16 protein-coding genes and 1 tRNA gene are annotated in these 16475 nt (G+C 70.1%); 3 read left to right on the forward strand and 14 right to left on the reverse strand.

Features of this window, described 5'->3' with window-relative positions; all coding sequences use genetic code 11:
• The 3 genes from ASE44_RS18660 to ASE44_RS01365 all read right to left on the reverse strand — a co-directional run.
• Positions 1–276: hypothetical protein (locus tag ASE44_RS18660; RefSeq protein ID WP_162235722.1), on the reverse strand; the 276-nt coding region annotated here is incomplete at its 3' end.
• A gap of 204 nt (positions 277–480) precedes the next feature.
• A tRNA-Tyr gene (locus ASE44_RS01360) sits at positions 481–562 on the reverse strand.
• Between the two features lie 105 nt (positions 563–667).
• A complete protein-coding gene (locus ASE44_RS01365) occupies positions 668–1432 on the reverse strand; it encodes a lytic murein transglycosylase (RefSeq protein ID WP_056776697.1) in 765 nt (254 codons plus the stop codon).
• A 53-nt stretch (positions 1433–1485) separates the two neighbouring features.
• Between ASE44_RS01365 and ASE44_RS01370 the strand changes: the two genes are divergently transcribed.
• Positions 1486–1974 carry a YajQ family cyclic di-GMP-binding protein gene (locus ASE44_RS01370; protein ID WP_056014685.1) on the forward strand — a complete coding sequence of 163 codons (489 nt, stop codon included), beginning with the start codon at positions 1486–1488 and terminating at the stop codon, positions 1972–1974.
• Between the two features lie 343 nt (positions 1975–2317).
• On the opposite strand, the gene ASE44_RS01375 is transcribed toward ASE44_RS01370, so the two are convergent.
• The 8 genes from ASE44_RS01375 to ASE44_RS01410 form a co-directional block, all read right to left on the reverse strand.
• Positions 2318–3355 (reverse strand): alpha/beta hydrolase, encoded by a 1038-nt coding sequence (locus ASE44_RS01375; RefSeq protein WP_056776700.1) that lies wholly within the window; start codon positions 3353–3355, stop codon positions 2318–2320.
• Between the two features lie 72 nt (positions 3356–3427).
• A complete protein-coding gene (locus ASE44_RS01380; RefSeq protein WP_056776703.1) occupies positions 3428–4564 on the reverse strand; it encodes a hypothetical protein in 1137 nt (378 codons plus the stop codon).
• Positions 4565–4660: 96 nt separating this feature from the next.
• Positions 4661–6046, reverse strand: a complete 1386-nt coding sequence (locus tag ASE44_RS01385; protein WP_056013974.1) for an FAD-dependent oxidoreductase — start codon at positions 6044–6046, stop codon at positions 4661–4663.
• A 119-nt stretch (positions 6047–6165) separates the two neighbouring features.
• Entirely contained in the window at positions 6166–7227 is a 1062-nt protein-coding gene (locus tag ASE44_RS01390) for a polyprenyl synthetase family protein (RefSeq protein WP_056776705.1), read from the reverse strand.
• A gap of 102 nt (positions 7228–7329) precedes the next feature.
• Positions 7330–7767: a hypothetical protein gene (locus ASE44_RS01395; protein ID WP_056013968.1), complete on the reverse strand. Its 438-nt coding sequence runs from the start codon at positions 7765–7767 to the stop codon at positions 7330–7332.
• Positions 7768–7875: 108 nt separating this feature from the next.
• Entirely contained in the window at positions 7876–9435 is a 1560-nt protein-coding gene (locus tag ASE44_RS01400; RefSeq protein ID WP_056776708.1) for an APC family permease, read from the reverse strand.
• Positions 9436–9583: 148 nt separating this feature from the next.
• Positions 9584–10243 (reverse strand): bifunctional demethylmenaquinone methyltransferase/2-methoxy-6-polyprenyl-1,4-benzoquinol methylase UbiE, encoded by a 660-nt coding sequence (gene ubiE / locus ASE44_RS01405; RefSeq protein ID WP_235522525.1) that lies wholly within the window; start codon positions 10241–10243, stop codon positions 9584–9586.
• Between the two features lie 108 nt (positions 10244–10351).
• Positions 10352–11032 (reverse strand): SDR family NAD(P)-dependent oxidoreductase, encoded by a 681-nt coding sequence (locus ASE44_RS01410; protein WP_056776709.1) that lies wholly within the window; start codon positions 11030–11032, stop codon positions 10352–10354.
• A gap of 101 nt (positions 11033–11133) precedes the next feature.
• Between ASE44_RS01410 and ASE44_RS01415 the strand changes: the two genes are divergently transcribed.
• Positions 11134–11976 carry a helix-turn-helix domain-containing protein gene (locus ASE44_RS01415; RefSeq protein ID WP_056776712.1) on the forward strand — a complete coding sequence of 281 codons (843 nt, stop codon included), beginning with the start codon at positions 11134–11136 and terminating at the stop codon, positions 11974–11976.
• 89 nt (positions 11977–12065) lie between these two features.
• The gene (locus ASE44_RS01420) at positions 12066–13304 is read left to right on the forward strand and encodes an isochorismate synthase MenF (RefSeq protein ID WP_056776715.1); all 1239 of its coding nucleotides are present in this window, start codon (positions 12066–12068) and stop codon (positions 13302–13304) included.
• 68 nt (positions 13305–13372) lie between these two features.
• Here ASE44_RS01420 and ASE44_RS01425 read toward each other — a convergent pair whose 3' ends face one another.
• The 3 genes from ASE44_RS01425 to ASE44_RS01435 are packed head-to-tail and all read right to left on the reverse strand — an operon-like array spanning position 13373 to position 16440.
• On the reverse strand, positions 13373–14236 hold the full coding sequence (locus ASE44_RS01425; protein ID WP_056776718.1) for a polyphosphate kinase 2 family protein: 864 nt from the start codon (positions 14234–14236) through the stop codon (positions 13373–13375).
• A gap of 51 nt (positions 14237–14287) precedes the next feature.
• Positions 14288–16024: a 2-succinyl-5-enolpyruvyl-6-hydroxy-3-cyclohexene-1-carboxylic-acid synthase gene (gene menD / locus ASE44_RS01430; RefSeq protein WP_056776722.1), complete on the reverse strand. Its 1737-nt coding sequence runs from the start codon at positions 16022–16024 to the stop codon at positions 14288–14290.
• On the reverse strand, positions 16021–16440 hold the full coding sequence (locus ASE44_RS01435) for a PLD nuclease N-terminal domain-containing protein (RefSeq protein WP_082455611.1): 420 nt from the start codon (positions 16438–16440) through the stop codon (positions 16021–16023). The genes menD and ASE44_RS01435 overlap by 4 nt, the downstream gene beginning before the upstream one ends.
• Between the last annotated feature and the right edge of the window lie 35 nt (positions 16441–16475).

A 16475-nucleotide genomic window follows, 5' to 3' on the forward strand; every position in this document is an offset into this window, starting at 1 on the left:
GTGCAGGACGGTCTGTTCCGAGGAACGCGTCGCCATCGCGAGCATCGCGCCCGTCGAACGCCGCGAGAGTGCACGCCGCTCTGCGGGCGGGTAGATCGCGGGGACGACGGAGTCAGCGAGAGCATCCGCATACGCAGCGGAGCGCGCGAGCAGGCGCGCTTCTCGCGCGTCGAGTGCCGCCCGCAGTCGACCGATCTCCGCATACTCGTCCGAGAACTCCGCGAGCTGCGCGGCGTACTCGTCGCTCGCGCGGATCGCGGTGGGGGTCTCGGTCATGACACCAGTCCACCATGGACCACTGACATTCCAGATGCCGAGTTCGAGTGCGTATGGACGCGTCCTGTGAGCGCTTCGACACTCGCGGCATCCGGGTTGCGCTCGGCGACGGCGGCGGCAACCCACGACCCTCCGGGGGCACCCACAGGCACCAGTCCCAGAAACGAACATTGCCCCACCCGTAGGGGTGAGGCAATCGTTCAGTGGCGAGTGAGGGATTCGAACCCCCGAAGGCTGAGCCGTCTGATTTACAGTCAGATCCCTTTGGCCGCTAGGGTAACTCGCCAAGCGCGCCCGACCGACTTTCGAACAGCCAACCGAAAGCGCTTGACCAATATAGCCGCCAGATGGCCGGACGCGAAATCAGGATGAGGACCCGTCGTCAGGCCGCTCACTTCTCCGCTGACGACACCGCTTCGGCGTACTCGTTCGCGGCGGCGGCGGCCCGTCGAAGGTACTCGGGGGACGAGTTGTAGGCCCGGATCCCGCTCAGCCATCCCGCCTCCGTCCGCATGTCGTAGTCGCTCGCCCGGCAGAGGTAGTTCGCAGCCGCCATCGCCGTGTCGTCGAGGTTCTGCGGGTCGAGGACCCCGTCACCGCTCGCGTCGGTCCCCCAGTTCTCCCACGACTCCGGGATGAACTGGAACGGCCCGACCGCCCGATCGTGGACCGGGTCGCCGTCGATGACGCCCTGGTCAGTGTCCGTGATCTCCTCCGTCTCGCCACCCTGCAGGGGGACGCCGAAGATCGGTGGCGTCACGACGCCGTCCTCGCCGAGCTTCGAACCGTCGTGGCGGCCGTGGTCGCTCTCGGCGAACCCCACCGCGGCGATCGTCGTCCACCCGATGCCGCACTCCGGCGTCAGCTCCGCTTTGCGGATGGCGGCGCCCGCGTAGGACCGGAGGGCGCGTTCCGGGATGCCGCTCGACGACGACACCTCTGCCACCCACGCCTCGTCGGCGAGATCCACGTTCGCCACGCCACCGTCGGGGGCGTCGCTCTTCGGCGGCACCTCGACGGGTTTGGCGAATGGGACGGGTTCCGGCTCCGGTGCGCACCCGCTCAGCAGGATGGCCCCCAGGAGGATCGAGGCACCTGCGAGGGACCGCCGTCGTCTGGCGGCCGTCGGCCGGTCCTGCGTCTCTGGGCTGTGCATCTCCCCCAGCCAACCACACCCGCCTGACCGACACCGGCGGTACCATGGTCCACATGGCAGATTCCTCGTTTGACGTCGTGAGCAAGGTCGACAAGATGGAGGCGGACAACGCCCTCAATCAGGCACACAAGGAGGTCGAGCAGCGCTACGACTTCAAGAACGTCGGTGCGTCGATCGCCTGGAGCGGCGAGAAGATCCTCATGAAGGCGAACACCGAGGAGCGCGTGAAGGCGATCCTCGACGTGTTCGAGTCGAAGCTCATCAAGCGCGGCATCTCCCTGAAGAGCCTCGAGGTCGGCGACCCCTTCGCCAGCGGCAAGGAGTACCGGATCGAGGCGACCCTCAAGGAGGGCATCAGCCAGGAGATCGCCAAGAAGGCCAACAAGCTCATCCGCGACGAGGGCCCGAAGTCGGTCAAGTCGCAGATCCAGGGCGACGAACTGCGCGTCTCGTCGAAGAGCCGCGACGACCTCCAGGCCACGATGGCGCTGCTCAAGGGCGCCGACCTCGACATCGACCTCCAGTTCGTCAACTACCGCTGAGTTACCGCTGAGTCGATCGGGCGCGGCACTTCGGCGTGACCGCGTCATGACCGACGACTGATCCACTCTCTCCAGTGGAGCGCACGGCGCGCTCCGTCCGGCCTCCGGTCGGACGATAGCCGCCCCGTACACCGCGGGGCCCGGTCGTTGGAGCACACGTGGATCATTCGAGACCCTCGGACGGATCGCATCTCGAAGTCTTCCGGACATCGAGCGACGATCAGCAGGTCGGCGTCCCTTGCTGGTGTTCGATCGGCCAGGACCACAGTTATGCCGAGTGGCTCGCCTTCGGTCGCCCCGATCCGCGGCGCCCGGCCGGCCCGCGACGCCGCCACCCTCCGACTCAGCGCTGACGCGTGACGGGCGCCGCGAGATACCCACGGCCCCACGCGACGATCTGGTCGAACGCGCGCTCCCTGACCGGCTCCTCCGAGAGGAAGACGTCGTGGAGCGCTCCGTCGAGGCGGACGATCGTGACGGTCTCACCGAGGTCGAGCGCGCGTTCGGCGACCGCATCGACGTCCAACGCCGTGTCGCTCCGCAGCATCGCGTCGTTCCACCGTGGGAGCAGGACGCTCCGCGCCGACAGCAGGGTGAGCGCCGGGACGCGCAGGTGCAGACCCGCGTCGACGAGACGATGCCCGGTGAGGATGGCGTTCAGCCAACCGGGGTGCAACGGGAACCCGTGGAGCGGCCGCCACGCGAGGTCGTAGTCCCACGCGCCGTCCATCGTGCTCGACACGGACCGGGTGTAGAACCCGAGGTCGACGACGGGGAGCTGGGCCCGAGGATCGATCCGGGAACCGGCCTGGATGAGCGGAGCGATGGCGAGCCGACCGAGCTGTCTCGCCTGGAACTCCAGCCAGGGACTGTTGAGGACGAGCCCGGCGACCCGGTCCTGGTTCCGCGCCGTCCACAGGCTGAGGGTGAGGCCACCCGTCGAATGCCCGAGGAGGACGAGTCGGCGACGGGTCCGCCGACCCGCGGCGTGGTCCGCCGCACCGTGCCCCATGACGGTGAGGGCGGCCTCGATGTCCTCATCGTAGGTACGGAGATCGTCCACGTACCCGGGCGTCTGATGCGGCCGGAGGCTTCGTCCGTACTTCCGCAGGTCGAGCGCGTAGAACCGTGCGCCGAGTCTCGCCCAGAAGCGGGCGAGGTGCCGTTGGAAGAAGTAGTCCGACCAGCCGTGGACGTACAGGACGTCGATCCCGTCCGCGACGTCGGGGAGCAGGAACTCGCCCAGCTGTTCGAGCGGCGGCATCCGGTAGCGGACGAGCGTCGCAACGACGTCGCCCTCGTCGTCCGGTTCGAGCGTCAGCGTGCGCTGCTGGAACCCCTCGCCGAGGAAGTCGTCCGTCCAGCCTCGAGATCCCGCCATGTCGCCACGTTACCGTGCGCGAGCGATCGACCCCGGATGGTCCGGCTTCCGCACGGACCATCCGGTCGTCGACTACTGCTGGTAGGGGTTGTGCTGCTGCGGACCCTGCGGCTGCTGCCCGTACGGCTGCTGCGGCGCCTGCTGGTGCTGACCCTGCTGGTGCTGACCGTGCTCCGGCTGGCCGTGCTGCTGCTGGTGGTGCTGGCCCTGCTGGTGCTGGTCGTGCTGACCTCGTGGAGCATCGGCGAGCCCCTCGGGTGCGACGAAACGCGTCGCGAGCAGCGCACCGATCGTCAGGAAGCCGGCGAGCGTCACACCGTAGAGGAGCGGCGACAGGAAGCCCTGGTTGACGATGAACGTCGCGGTCCCGTACTGCTCGACCACGCCGCGCACGATCGTGACGATCAGCACGATGAGCATCATGACACCGGTGCCGACCGCGGCGGCGATACCGACCGACTGCACGAGGTCTCGCGCCGTGCGGACCCGCGTCAGGGGGCGGACGAGGATCAGGATGAGCGCTGCGCCGGCACCCCACAGGGCGATGTTGACCAGGTTGGCGCCGAAGCTCAGGAGGACGTCACCGACGGGGAAGTACTCCGAGATGCTGAAGAAGGAGCCGATGAGGCCCACGAGGGCGACGGCTGCGGCGATACCGCCCGCGATGCCCACCGAGATGAGCGCGAGACGGGTCTCGCGCGCCCGGGGGTTCGGCGCCTTCGGCTGAGCCTGCGCGTACTGCTGCTGCGGCTGACCGTACTGGCCGGTCTGCGACTGACCGTAGGGCGCCTGGGGCGCGCCGTACTGGCCGGTGTGCTGCGGCTGGCCGTACTGACCGGTCTGCGACTGACCGTACTGGCCGGCGTCCTGACCGTACTGGCCGGTCTCCTGTCCGTACTGGCCGGTGTGCTGCGTCGCGGCGGACGGGTCGTTCGGCTGGCCGTACTGGCCCTGCTGCGGCTGACCCCACTGGCCACCCTGGTCACCGGACTGCGGCTGGCTCCACTGCCCCGCCTGCTGCGGCGCCGGCGTCTGCTGGCCGGTCTGGTTCCACTGCTGCTGCACGGGGTCCGGGTGCATCTCGCCGTACCGCGGCTGCTGCTGCGACTGCTGCTGCTGGCCGTCGGCGACGAATGCCGGCGGATCGGACGGCGGGACGGACGTCGGCTGGTCCGACGGGACGTTCTGGGGCGCGTTGGGGTCGGTCATTCGTCCAGCATAGTGACCGACACACTTCGGACGATGGTCCGGGCGACCGGGTTGACGCAGCCCGATCGATCGGGCTGCGTCACGCTCGACGAGCGATCAGACGGTCGGCACGCCGCCCTCGGGATCCTGCGCACGGGAGATGGCGACCATCTCTTCGCGCGGAACCACCTTGACGCGCGCGCGGCCCTGCGGCTCACCGAGTGCGATCTCGTGCTGATCGAGCAGGTGCCAGCCCTCGAGGTCCGTGTACGCCACCCCGCGCGACTCGAGCAGGGCGACGACGGCCTCCTCCTCGGGCTCGGCCGGCGACCACCAGTCGGCCTGGTCGTTGATGACGTGGGCGACGGTCTCCATGGCGTCCGACTTCGTGTGGCCGATGAGACCGACCGGCCCGCGCTTGATCCACCCGGTGGCGTAGACCCCGGGAACGCGCTCGTTGCTCTCGGGGTGGAGCACCTTGCCCTCGTGGTTGGGGATGACGCCGTGTCGCGCGTCGAAGGGCACACCGGGCAGCGGGCTGCCGAAGTACCCCACCGCGCGGTAGAGCGCCTGGATCGGGAGCTCGCGGACCTCGCCCGTGCCCTCGACCCCGCCCTGTCCGTCCGGACGCGTGCGCTCGTACCGGAACGCCGCGACCTTGCCGGCGCCGTCGTCGACGAGCTCGAGCGGCTTCGCGTAGAAGTGCAGGTGCAGGCGACGGGACGCCTGCCCGACCTCGCGGGTGCGCCACTGCTGCAGGACGCGGTCGATGACCATGACCTGCTTGTTGCTCGCCACCGCGGCCTTAGACGCGTCGTCGTAGTCGAAGTCCTCGTCGTGGAGGATCATGTCGACGTCGTTGAGCTCGCCGAGTTCTCGCAACTCCAGCGGCGTGAACTTCACCTGCGCGGGTCCGCGACGGCCGAAGACGTGCACGTCGGTCACGGGCGACTGCTGCAGACCCTCGTGGACGTTCGCCGGGATCTCCGTCGGCAGGAGGTCCTCCGGGTGCTTCGCGAGCATGCGGGCGACGTCGAGCGCGACGTTGCCGTTGCCGATGACGGCGATCGACTGCGCCTCGAGCGGCCAGGTGCGCGGGACGTCCGGGTGACCGTCGAACCAGCTCACGAACTCCGCTGCACCGTAGGAGCCGTCGAGGTCGATCCCCGGGATGTCGAGCGGGGCGTCCTCGACGGCTCCGGTGGAGAAGATGACCGCGTTGTAGTGGTGCTTGAGGTCGTCGAGCGTGATGTCGACCCCGAACCGCACGTTGCCGAAGATGCGGATGTCGCCGCGGTCGAGGACGTCGCGGAGGGCGTTGACGATGCCCTTGATCCGCGGGTGGTCCGGCGCGACGCCGTAGCGGACGAGTCCGTACGGAGCCGGGAGCTGCTCGAAGAGGTCGATGGAGACGTCGAACTTCCGTTCCGCCTTGAGGAGGATGTCCGCCGCGTAGATGCCTGCGGGTCCTGCGCCGACGATGGCCAGCCTGAGCTTGGTCACGGTGGTTCCTTTCGTGTCCCCGTGCGGGGTTCCGGGTCCGGCCGGAGGAGCACTCCGGCCGTGATGCGTACGCGTCGCGGACACCGTGCCACCCCGGTCGTGCCGGAGCGGCGGCGGTGTCAGCTCCTGCGGTCGACGATCGCCTTCGCGAAGTGCACGAGTGCCTTCTTCACCGAGCCGTCGGGCAGCGGTGCGAGTGCGGCGATCGCCTCGTTGGCCCACTGCTGCGCCTCGGCGAACGTGCGGGCGGTGACGGCGTGGTCGCGCAGGGTGGCGACGAGGGCGGCGAAGCGGACCGGGTCGTGGTCCGTCTCGGTGACCTCGGCGTCGAGTCGTGCGACGAGCGCGGCCGCCTCGGGGTCGGTGGCGGCTTCTCGACGGAGGTAGAGCATCGGGAGGGTGACGACACCGGCCCGGAGGTCGGTACCGGGCACCTTGCCCGTCTCCTCCGGCTGCGGCGAGAGGTCGATGACGTCGTCGATGAGCTGGAACGCGATACCCACCTTCTCGCCGAACTCCACGACCGCGTTCTCGAACTCGGCCGGTGCGTTGGAGAACACGACACCGCTGCGGGCGGCGGCGGCGATGAGCGAGCCGGTCTTGTCGGCGAGCACCTGGATGTAGTGCTCGACCTCGTCCTGCCCCTCGCGGGGTCCGGTGGTCTCGTGCAGCTGCCCAAGGACCAGGCGCTCGAAGGTGGCGGCCTGGATCCGGATCGCGCGCTCGCCGAGGTCGGCCATGATCTGGCTGGCCCGGGCGAACAGGAGGTCGCCGGTGAGGATGGCCGTGTTGTTCCCGAACACCTGGTGCGCACTGGGCACGCCGCGGCGCTTGTCGGCGTCGTCCATGACGTCGTCGTGGTACAGCGAGCCGAGGTGCGTGATCTCGATCGCCTCGGCCGCCTGCAGGACGTCCTCGGTGATGCCGTCGCCGAGCTGCGCGATGAGCATGGTCAACAGGGGGCGCACCCGCTTGCCGCCGGCCTCGAGCAGATAGCGGGCCGTCACGTCGACGAGGTCGTCGGTGAAGCCCAGCTGCTCCTCCAGCCCGATCTCGAGGCGGGCGACGCCGTCGTCGATCGTCCGGGCGAGCTTGCGGTCCGCTCCGGTCGCGAACATGCGTTCGGCAAGCCCGGCCTGGCTGGCCAGGCTGCTGACACGTCGGGTCGCGCTGGGATTCACAGCTCTAGCCTAGCCGGGGCAGCCCGCCACCGGTGCCGGAGCGCTCGAATGCACGGCCGCGGACAGCCGATTGACAGCTGTGGTCGGACCACAGCCCCGAGATCACCGGAGCCGGACGCCCTCGGCGTCGTAGAACGCCAGGTGCGGGAACTCGTGCGCGAGGTCCAGGAGCATCGTGTACCCGTCGGTGTTGAGGGGCGGCCACGTCCAGGCGTCGACCCCTGGCGCCGCCGGCAGCGCGGCACGGAAGAGCCCTGCCTCGACGCCCGTGCCGAGGTGCTTGGGCGGCACGACGACCAGGGCGATCCTCGCGGAGGGGCCGGACGCCACGAACTGGAGCCGGGCCCCGGTCGCGTCGTCGCGCACGATGTACTCGCGTGTGCCCGGGGTGTCCGGCGGGATCTCGGTCGTGTCGTACCGCTCGTACGGCTTGGCGAACGCCGACTTCGCCCGCTTCGCGTTCAGCAGGATGACGACCAGCACGAGACCGACGATCGCGATGCCCCAGATCCACGGGCCGCCTGGCAGGGAGTCCAACATGCCACCAGTATGCCCGGCGTGGCTGAACGAGACCGGGTGATGCGCCCTTCGACAGGCTCAGGGACCGGAGGGAGGCTCAGGGACCGGAGGGAGACTCGGGGACCGGGGTCAGGTGAGCCCGCCGTCGACGGAACGGCCGTACTCGATCGGCTCATCCGGCACGAGCACCTCCGTGTCGCGGTTGAGGCTCTCGCCACGGAAGAACGGACGGGAGGCCTTCCGCGTGTACCAGAGCAGCATGAGCACGAAGCCGAAGGCGAGCGACCCGACGCCGATCACGAACGTGCCGCCGACACCGAACAGCACCGTGTAGCCGTAGTCGACGTCGAACATGTCGATGCAGCTCTGCACGAAGGCGTAGGTGAGCATCAGCGCGCCGAGGAGCGGGAAGAGGCCCTTGAAGAAGAAGTCCTGCGCCGAGCGGAACAGCACCTTCCGGAAGTACCAGACGCAGGCGTAGCCGGTGATGCCGTAGTAGAAGGCGATCGCGAGCCCGAGCGAGAGGATCGAGTCCGCGAGGATGTTCTCGCTGACGAACGTCATGCCGACGTAGTAGACGATCGCCACGATCCCCATCACGAGCGTCGAGAACGACGGCGTCTTGAACGTGGGGTGCACGGTCGAGAACCGCTTCGGCAGCGCGCTGTACGCCGCCATCGAGAGGGTCCCGCGCGCGGTGGGGAGGATCGTCGTCTGCGTCGAGGACACCGCGGAGATCAGCACGGCGACGACGAGCACCCACGCCCACGGCCCGAGGACCAGGTCCTTGAGGGCGAGGAAGATGTCGTTCGCGTTGTCCTCGTTGCCGAGGCCCGTGCCGGTGTCGCCCAGGCCGGCGTACGCCATGGCGGCCACCGTGACGGTGACGTAGGTGACCAGGAGGACCACGGTGGAGATGAGGGCGGCGCGACCGGGGATCTTCTGCGGGTCCTTCGTCTCCTCGTTGAGGGCGAGGCAGGTGTCCCAGCCCCAGTAGATGAACAGGGCGAGCAGGACCGCCTCGATGAAGCCGTGGTAGTCGGTGAAGGCGAACGGGTTGAACCAGTCGAGGGAGATCGGCGTCGCATCGGGCGCGGTCCCGTTCGCGACCCCGATGAAGGCGAACACGGCGAACAGGACGAGCGCGAGGTACTGCACGGCCAGCAGGATGTTCTGGATCCGTTCGCCGAGCTCGATCCCGCGGTACGACACCCAGGTCATGAGCGCGATGAAGACGACACCGGTCGCCGTCACGAGCGGCACGTTCGAGGCGAGCGAGCCGTCACCGATGAGCAGCCACAGGTACTGTCCGGCGATCTGCGCGAGGTTGGCGAGCACGACGATGCCGGCGAGCGCGACGCCCCACCCGCCGATCCATCCGGTGACGGGGTTGAAGGCCTTCGTCGCCCAGGTGAAGGTGGTGCCGCAGTCCGGCACGTCGCGGTTCAGCTCGCGGTAGGCGAAGGCGATGAACAGCATCGGGATGAAGGCCACGATGAAGGCGATCGGCGCTTGGGCCCCGACGGCGAGGACGACGAACCCGAGCGTCGCGACGAGCGAGTAGACCGGAGCGGTCGAGGCCAGACCGATGATCACCGAGCCGAACAGCCCGAGCGTGCCGGTGGCGAGTCCCTTACCGCCGGTGGGCGGTCCCGACTGCGAAGCGCGGTCCGTGTCCTGTGCTGTCATGACGGAACGGTAGGGCCGGGCGCACCCGTGTGTCAATGCTCCCGTTCGGGCGGGCACGACGGAATCCGTCGCCCAGACGCCTTCAGGACGCCGGGATCGGTACCGCTTCGTCGGCCCGGGCGCGGGAACCCGCGGGCCGATCAGACGATCAGGCGGGCTTCAGCCCACGGTGCAGGGCGACGATCCCGCCGGTGAGGTTGCGGTAGGCGACGTGCTCGTAGCCCGCCTCGCGCAGCCAGGCTGCGAGCTCCGGCTGGGTCGGCCAGGCGCGGATCGAGTCGTTGAGGTAGGTGTACGCCTCGGCGTTGGACGAGGCGACACCGGCGACGATCGGCATGACCTTCTCGAGGTAGAGGTTGTACGCGGCCCGCATCGGGGCGAACGTCGGCGTCGAGAACTCGCAGATGACGATCCGGCCGCCGGGCTTCGTGACGCGGAGCATCTCGGCGAGCGCGTCCTTCGGTCGGACGACGTTGCGCAGGCCGAAGGAGATCGTCGTGGCGTCGAACTCCTCGTCCGCGAACGGCAGGGCGGTGGCGTCGGCTTCCACGAACTGGATGTCGGAGCGGTCCGCGTACTTCTCGCGCCCGACGGCGATCATGCCGGGTGAGAAGTCGGCGGCGACGACCTGAGCGCCGTTGCGGGCGAGGGCCGCTGAGGAGGTGCCGGTCCCCGCGGCGAGGTCGAGGATGCGCTCCCCGGCCGCCGGCCCGACGGCGCGCGTGGTGGCAATCCGCCAGAGGGCGTCGTTCCCGACGGAGAGGACCGCGTTCATGCGGTCGTACTTCGTCGAGACGTCGTCGAACATGGCCGAGACCTGCTCGGGCTGCTTGGAGAGGTCGGCGCGGTTCACCCGTCCATCCTACGTCCGCCGCCCTGGGAGCCGGCCGTTCCGGTGCGGCTCCCAGGGACGCGCTCAGTACGCGATGCGTCCGTGCTGGCTGTGGAATTCGCCGGTGGGTCCGTCCGGACCGAGGAGCGCGAGCGACACCGTGGCGTCCGTCCCCTCGGTGACCGTCTGGTGACCGCCGTGGCCGTTGAAGTCGGTCGCCGTGTAGCCGGGGTCGCTGACGTTCACCCGGAACGTCGGCAGGTTCTTCGCGTACTGCACGGTGAGTGCGATGACGGCCGCCTTCGATGCGGCGTACGGGATGGTGGGGACCCCGTACTCGTCGGCGCCCTCGGTCGTGAGGAAACGCGGCCACCCGACGCCGGACGCGACGTTGACGATGACGGGTCGTGACGATCGGCGCAGGAGGGGCAGTGCGGCCTGGGTGACCCGGACGATGCCGACGACGTTGGTGTCGAGCACCTCCTCCATCGACGCCGGTGTGAGGTCGTCGACGCCGAAGGAGGTGCCGAGGACACCGGCGTTGTTCACGAGGACGTCGAGCTCCGGAAGGGAGGCGAACGCCGTGTCGACGCTCGCCTGATCGGTGACGTCGAGCTGGACGGTACGGGCTCCGAGAGCGGCGACCGCGTCACCCCGGCTCACGTCGCGCATGCCGGCGTAGACGGTGTGGCCGGCTTCGAGGAGTCGGCGGGCGGTCTCGAGACCGAGGCTCTTGTTGGCCCCGGTGATCAGTGTGGTGGTCATGTGTCCATGCTGGTCCCGTCGTCGTCGGCTCACCAGGTCCCCGTCGACAGGAGGACCGGCAGTACCACGATGCGGGCCGCCAGCGGGGGCACAATGGCGGCATGGATGAATTCGCGGGCGTACTCCGGGCCTGGCGCGAGCGCGTCTCCCCCGCCGAGGTGGGGCTCCCGGCCGGTCCGGGGCGACGCACCGCGGGCCTCCGGCGTGAGGAGCTCGCCGCACTGGCGGGGATCAGCGTGGACTACATCGTGCGGCTCGAACAGGGACGCGCCAGGAACCCGTCGCCGCAGCTGCTGCGAGCGCTGGCCGTCGCGCTCCGGTTGACGGATCAGGAACGCGACCACCTCTACCGGGTCGCCGGGGCGGCACCACCGGTGGCGGGCGTCGTCCCACGGCACATCGGCCCCGGTGTCCAGCGCATCGTCGACCGCCTGGCCGACGTCCCGCTGGCGGTGTTCTCCGCAGCCCACGACATCCTCCTCTGGAACCCGCTCTGGGCCGCGGTGAACGGCGACCCCTCCGCGCTCAGCGTGCCGGACCGCAACCTCGTGTGGCGGTACTTCACGTCCGGCCACGAGGGCACGGACTTCGACGAGCAGCACGAGGAGGAATTCGCGAGCGACCTGGCAGCGGACCTCCGCGCCGCGGTGGGTCGGTACCCCCACGACGATGAACTCGGCCGCCTCGTCGCGCGACTGCGGTCGGTCTCGCCCGAGTTCGAACGACGCTGGTCGGAAGCCAGGGTCGCGGAGCATCGGGCGAGCCGCAAGACGGTCACCCGCACCGCGGTCGGCCCCATCACGGTCGACTGCGACGTCCTGTCCACCCCGGGCGCGGACCTGCGCATCGTCGTCTACACGGCGGCCCCGGGCAGTCAGGACGCCGAGAAACTCGCCCTCCTCGGGGTGACCGGGCTGCAAGCGCTCGCGCCGGCGGTCGGCTGACCAGGAGCCCCGATCCCAGCGAGCGGTTGGGTTCACACGGGCGTCGGCGACGGGGAGGGACGGCCCGCCTACAGGCGTAGGGTTGAACGGTGACCATTCCCCTGACCTCGTCACTGGTCGCCCAGACCGTCGCCATCGACGACCCGCGCCAGCTCCTCCCCTTCGCCGACCAGACGTCCCCGCTGCTCTGGGTACGGAAGGGACACGGCCTGGTCGGACTCGGCGAGGCGCTGCGACTCGAGTTCTCGGGCCCCGACCGCTTCGCGAGCGCCGCAGCCGCATGGCGCGAGGTGTGCGCCTCGGCGGACGTCACCGACGAGGTGCGACGACCCGGCACCGGCCTCGTCGCGTTCGGCACCTTCGCATTCGACGACGAGTCCTCCGCGACGAGCGTCCTGATCGTGCCACGCACCATCATCGGCCGCTACGCGGACGCCAGCTTCATCACGCGCGTCCGGCTGAGCGGGGACGTCGACGACGTCGAACCCCACACCACCGGGTACGGCCCGGAGTACCGCATCCAGCTGGTCCCCGGCGAGCAGTCCCGCGACGGCTACGTCAGCGCGGCGGAGCAGGCGATCACCCGCATCCAGGCCGGCGAGCTGAGCAAGGTCGTGCTGGCACGCGACCTCACCGGGCACCTCCCCGCGGAGGCCGACCGCCGCCGGGTCCTCCACGACCTCGCGCTCGGGTACCCCGACTGCTGGACCTACGCGGTCGACGGGTTCATCGGTTCCAGCCCGGAGACGCTCGTCCGGGTGGACCGTGGGGCCGTCTCGGCCCGGGTCCTCGCCGGAACGATCTCGCGTGGACTCGACGCCGACGCCGACCGCGATCAGGCACTGGCGCTCGCGACGAGCCGGAAGGACCAGGACGAACACCGCTTCGCCGTGCGCTCGGTGCTGTCCGCCCTCCGGGAGCACAGCCCGGAGCTGCGGAGCGGCGAGGCGCCGTTCACCCTGAAGCTGCCGAACCTCTGGCATCTCGCGACGGACATCGAGGGCCGGCTGTCCGACGGTTCCTCGTCGCTCGACCTCATGGACGGCCTCCACCCGACGGCCGCCGTCGCCGGCACGCCGACCCGCGACGCGGTCGCGCTCATCCGCGAGCTGGAACCGTTCGACCGAGGCCGGTACGCCGGACCGGTCGGCTGGGTCGACGCCTCGGGTGACGGCGAGTGGGCGGTCGCCCTGCGCTGCGCGCAGATCGCGCCGGACGGCGACATCACGGCCTACGCGGGCTGCGGCATCGTCGCCGACTCCGACCCGACGTCGGAGCTCCTTGAGACGAAGATGAAGTTCCGCCCGATCGTCGAGGCCTTCGCCTGAGTCGAGGCCTTCGCCTAAGTCGAGACCCCGCCTGAGCCGACGCCGCGCCGAACCCGGAGCAGCGTACGTCAGCTCGCCGCGAGTCGCGCCTGTTCGACGGCGATGTCGTAGTCGGCCTCCGGCCACTGCGGGTCGATGTCCTCCAGGGCGTCGAGGAGCAGCCGCTGCACGGCGATGCGTGCGTACCACTTGCGGTCCGCCGGCACGACGAACCACGGGGCGACGTCGGTGCTCGTCCGCTCGAAGACCGTCTGGTACGCCTCCTGGTAGGCCGGCCAGAGCTCACGCTCGTCCACATCGCCCGGGTTGTACTTCCAGTGCTTGTCCGGGCGCTCGAGACGCTCGGCGAGACGGGCCCGCTGCTCGTCGGAGCTGATCTGCAGCATGACCTTCACGATGCGCGTCCCGCCCGCGACGAGCCCGGCCTCGAAGTCGTTGATCGCACCGTAGCGGCGTTCAATCTCCGCAGGTTCCGCCAGCTGCCGCACCCGGCCGATGAGGACGTCCTCGTAGTGCGAGCGGTCGAAGACACCGATCTGTCCGGGCATCGGGACCTGGGACTCGATCCGCCAGAGGAAGTCGTGGGCGCGCTCCTCCTCCGTCGGCTTCTTGAAGGCGTGATGGTGCACCCCCTGCGGATCGACGGAGCCGACGACGTGCTTGACGATGCCGCCCTTGCCCGCCGTGTCCATCGCCTGCAGGACGAGCAGCACCGAATCCGGTGCGCCCTGCGTGCTCGCCGCGAAGAGTCGCTCCTGCAGCTCGGACAGCTCGGGCACCCCTGCGGCCAGCTCGTGCACCCCCTGCCGCTTGTCACCGTCGAACCCTGGTGTCGACGCGGGGTCGACGTCGGCGAGCCGGAAGCCCTCCCCCACGCGGAGCGTGTCTCGAGGGGGTGCCGTCCAGGTCGATGCGTGCTTCGATGCGCTCATCCGCCCATTGTGGCCGGATCCCGGCCCGGAAGTCGACCCTCGACCGAGCGGTCAGGCTCGTAGCAGCGGCACCTCGATGAGGACGGGTCCGGTCACCGGCGCGGTGAACGCCTGGTCGAGCTCCGCCCGGGTCGTCGCCTGGCGATACTCCCAGCCGTAGGCGGTCGCGAGCGACTCCAGGCGGACCTGCTGCGGGGTGTACTGCACCCGGTCGAACAGCTCACTCGGCGCACTGCGCGCGACTTCGAGCCCGTCGAAGATGGTGCCGCCGCCGTCGTTCCCGACGATCACCTGCAGGCGCGGCGCGATGCCGTCCTCGAGCAACAACGCGCCGACGTCGTGGAGGAACGCGAGGTCGCCGAGGAGCACACGCGTGACACCGGGTCCGCCGTCGGCCTGGCTCGCCAGCGCGATCCCGGTGGCGGTGGCGATGGTGCCGTCGATCCCGGCGAGGCCGCGATTGGCGTGGACACTGATCTTGCGTCCCGGGACCAGCCCGTCTGCGACCCTGATGAGTCGCGACGCACCGACGACGAGGCGGTCGTGCGGCCAGGTCGCGCGCCAGACGGCGTCGACGAGGACCTCGCGGGTGACCGGGAGACGGACGGCCTCGAGCTCGGCCCGCACCGAGGCGAGGCGCTCGGACGGCGTGGTCGAGTGCAGGCCCGCGAGGTCGGGTGCCGCCGGAGACGGGTCGACGACCCGCTCTCGGGATCCGACGACCCAGGCTCCGAGCCAGGCACGGTCGGTCGGCCCCGGCTCCACGGAGACGGAGGAGACGATGTGGTCGGCGCGTCGCCCGGGGTTGTAGACCTCGGCTCCGGCGGGGGCGACGATGATTGTCTCCACCCAGTCCTGCTGGAGCAGAAGTGGGACCTCACGGCTGAGGGTCGGGTGGCCGAACACGACGACCCGTTCGACCGCCTCGCGGTACTCGTCCTCCCGGAGCAGCTCGCGGTAGGCGGCGATGACCTGGCGTCCGAACCTGGCCCCGCTCGAGACCTCGGCGATGAGCGGCCAACCACCGTCGGCGGCCAGCTGCTCGGCCGCCGGGCCGGCGTCGTGGCCGGCGACCACCAGGGTCCTCGGTCCACGCTCGAGCACGAGCCGGGGACGTCCCGGGTAGAGCGGTTGGTCGTCCGCCGTGACGCTCTGCGCGACCGTCGCCTCGGCCTCGTCGTCCAGCTCCGGGTCGAAGGCACCGGACAGCGGCTCGCGGTACGCGAGATCGAGGTGGACCGGACCGGGGTCGAGGATGCCGGTCGCCGCGTCGTAGGCCTCGCGCGCGAGCCCGCGCGCCGCCCGCTGCTCACCCTCGGCACCCGTCGGGGCCTCGGCGACCACGGCGAGGCGGGTCGCTGAACCGTAGAGGTCGTCCTGCCGGGTCGTCTGGTTCGCGCGGACCCCGTGGGCCTCGGTCGGCCGGTCGGCGGTGAGGACGATCAGCGGCACACGCGACTGGTGCGCCTCGAGGACGGCGGGGTGCAGGTTCGCGGTCGCGGTCCCGGAGGTGGTGATCACGACGGCCGGCCGACCGGTCTCGACGCCCAGTCCCAGTGCGAGGAACCCGGCGACCCGTTCGTCGATCCGCACGTGCAGGGCGACCCGTCCCGCGGCCGCGAGTTCCGCCGCCGCGAGCGCGAGGGCCTGGGAGCGCGATCCTGGACACACGACGATGTCGGAGACGCCGGCCGCCACGAACGCCCCGAGGAGCGCCGACGCGGATGCGCTCGCCGGGCTCGCCGAAGGGGCCGAGCCTGCGGGCTCGGGTGCTGCGGGCGGGGTCACGAGGCGCTCGGTGCGCCGGGCGGTTTGCGACCGGGGCCGTCGTCAGGGGTGTCGGATTCGGGTGCCGGGTCGTCGTGGGAGCCGCTCCCGCTGCCACCGGGCTCGTCGTCGAAGCGCTTCAGCTCGTCCTCGAGATCGCGGATGCGCTTCGCCTGGTTCCGTTCGGCATCGAGCTGCTTGAGGAAGTCGGGGTCGTCATCGGGGGCGGAGCCGCGTGGCGCCGCCTTCGGGGCGCGGACCCGGCCGATGATCCACCAGAGCAGACCGCCGATGACCGGCAGCAGGAGGATGGCGATGATCCACGACGGCTTGGAGATGCCCCGGACGCGGTCTCGGGGCATCGTTGCGCAGTCCACCACCGAATACACGATGAAGACGACTGCCGCGACGGCGAGGCCGATCCAGAGACGAACCATGTCTCCATCGTAAACGCCAGGTGACGTGATTGCCT

It is taken from the genome of Plantibacter sp. Leaf1, assembly GCF_001421315.1.
Lineage (GTDB): Bacteria > Actinomycetota > Actinomycetes > Actinomycetales > Microbacteriaceae > Plantibacter.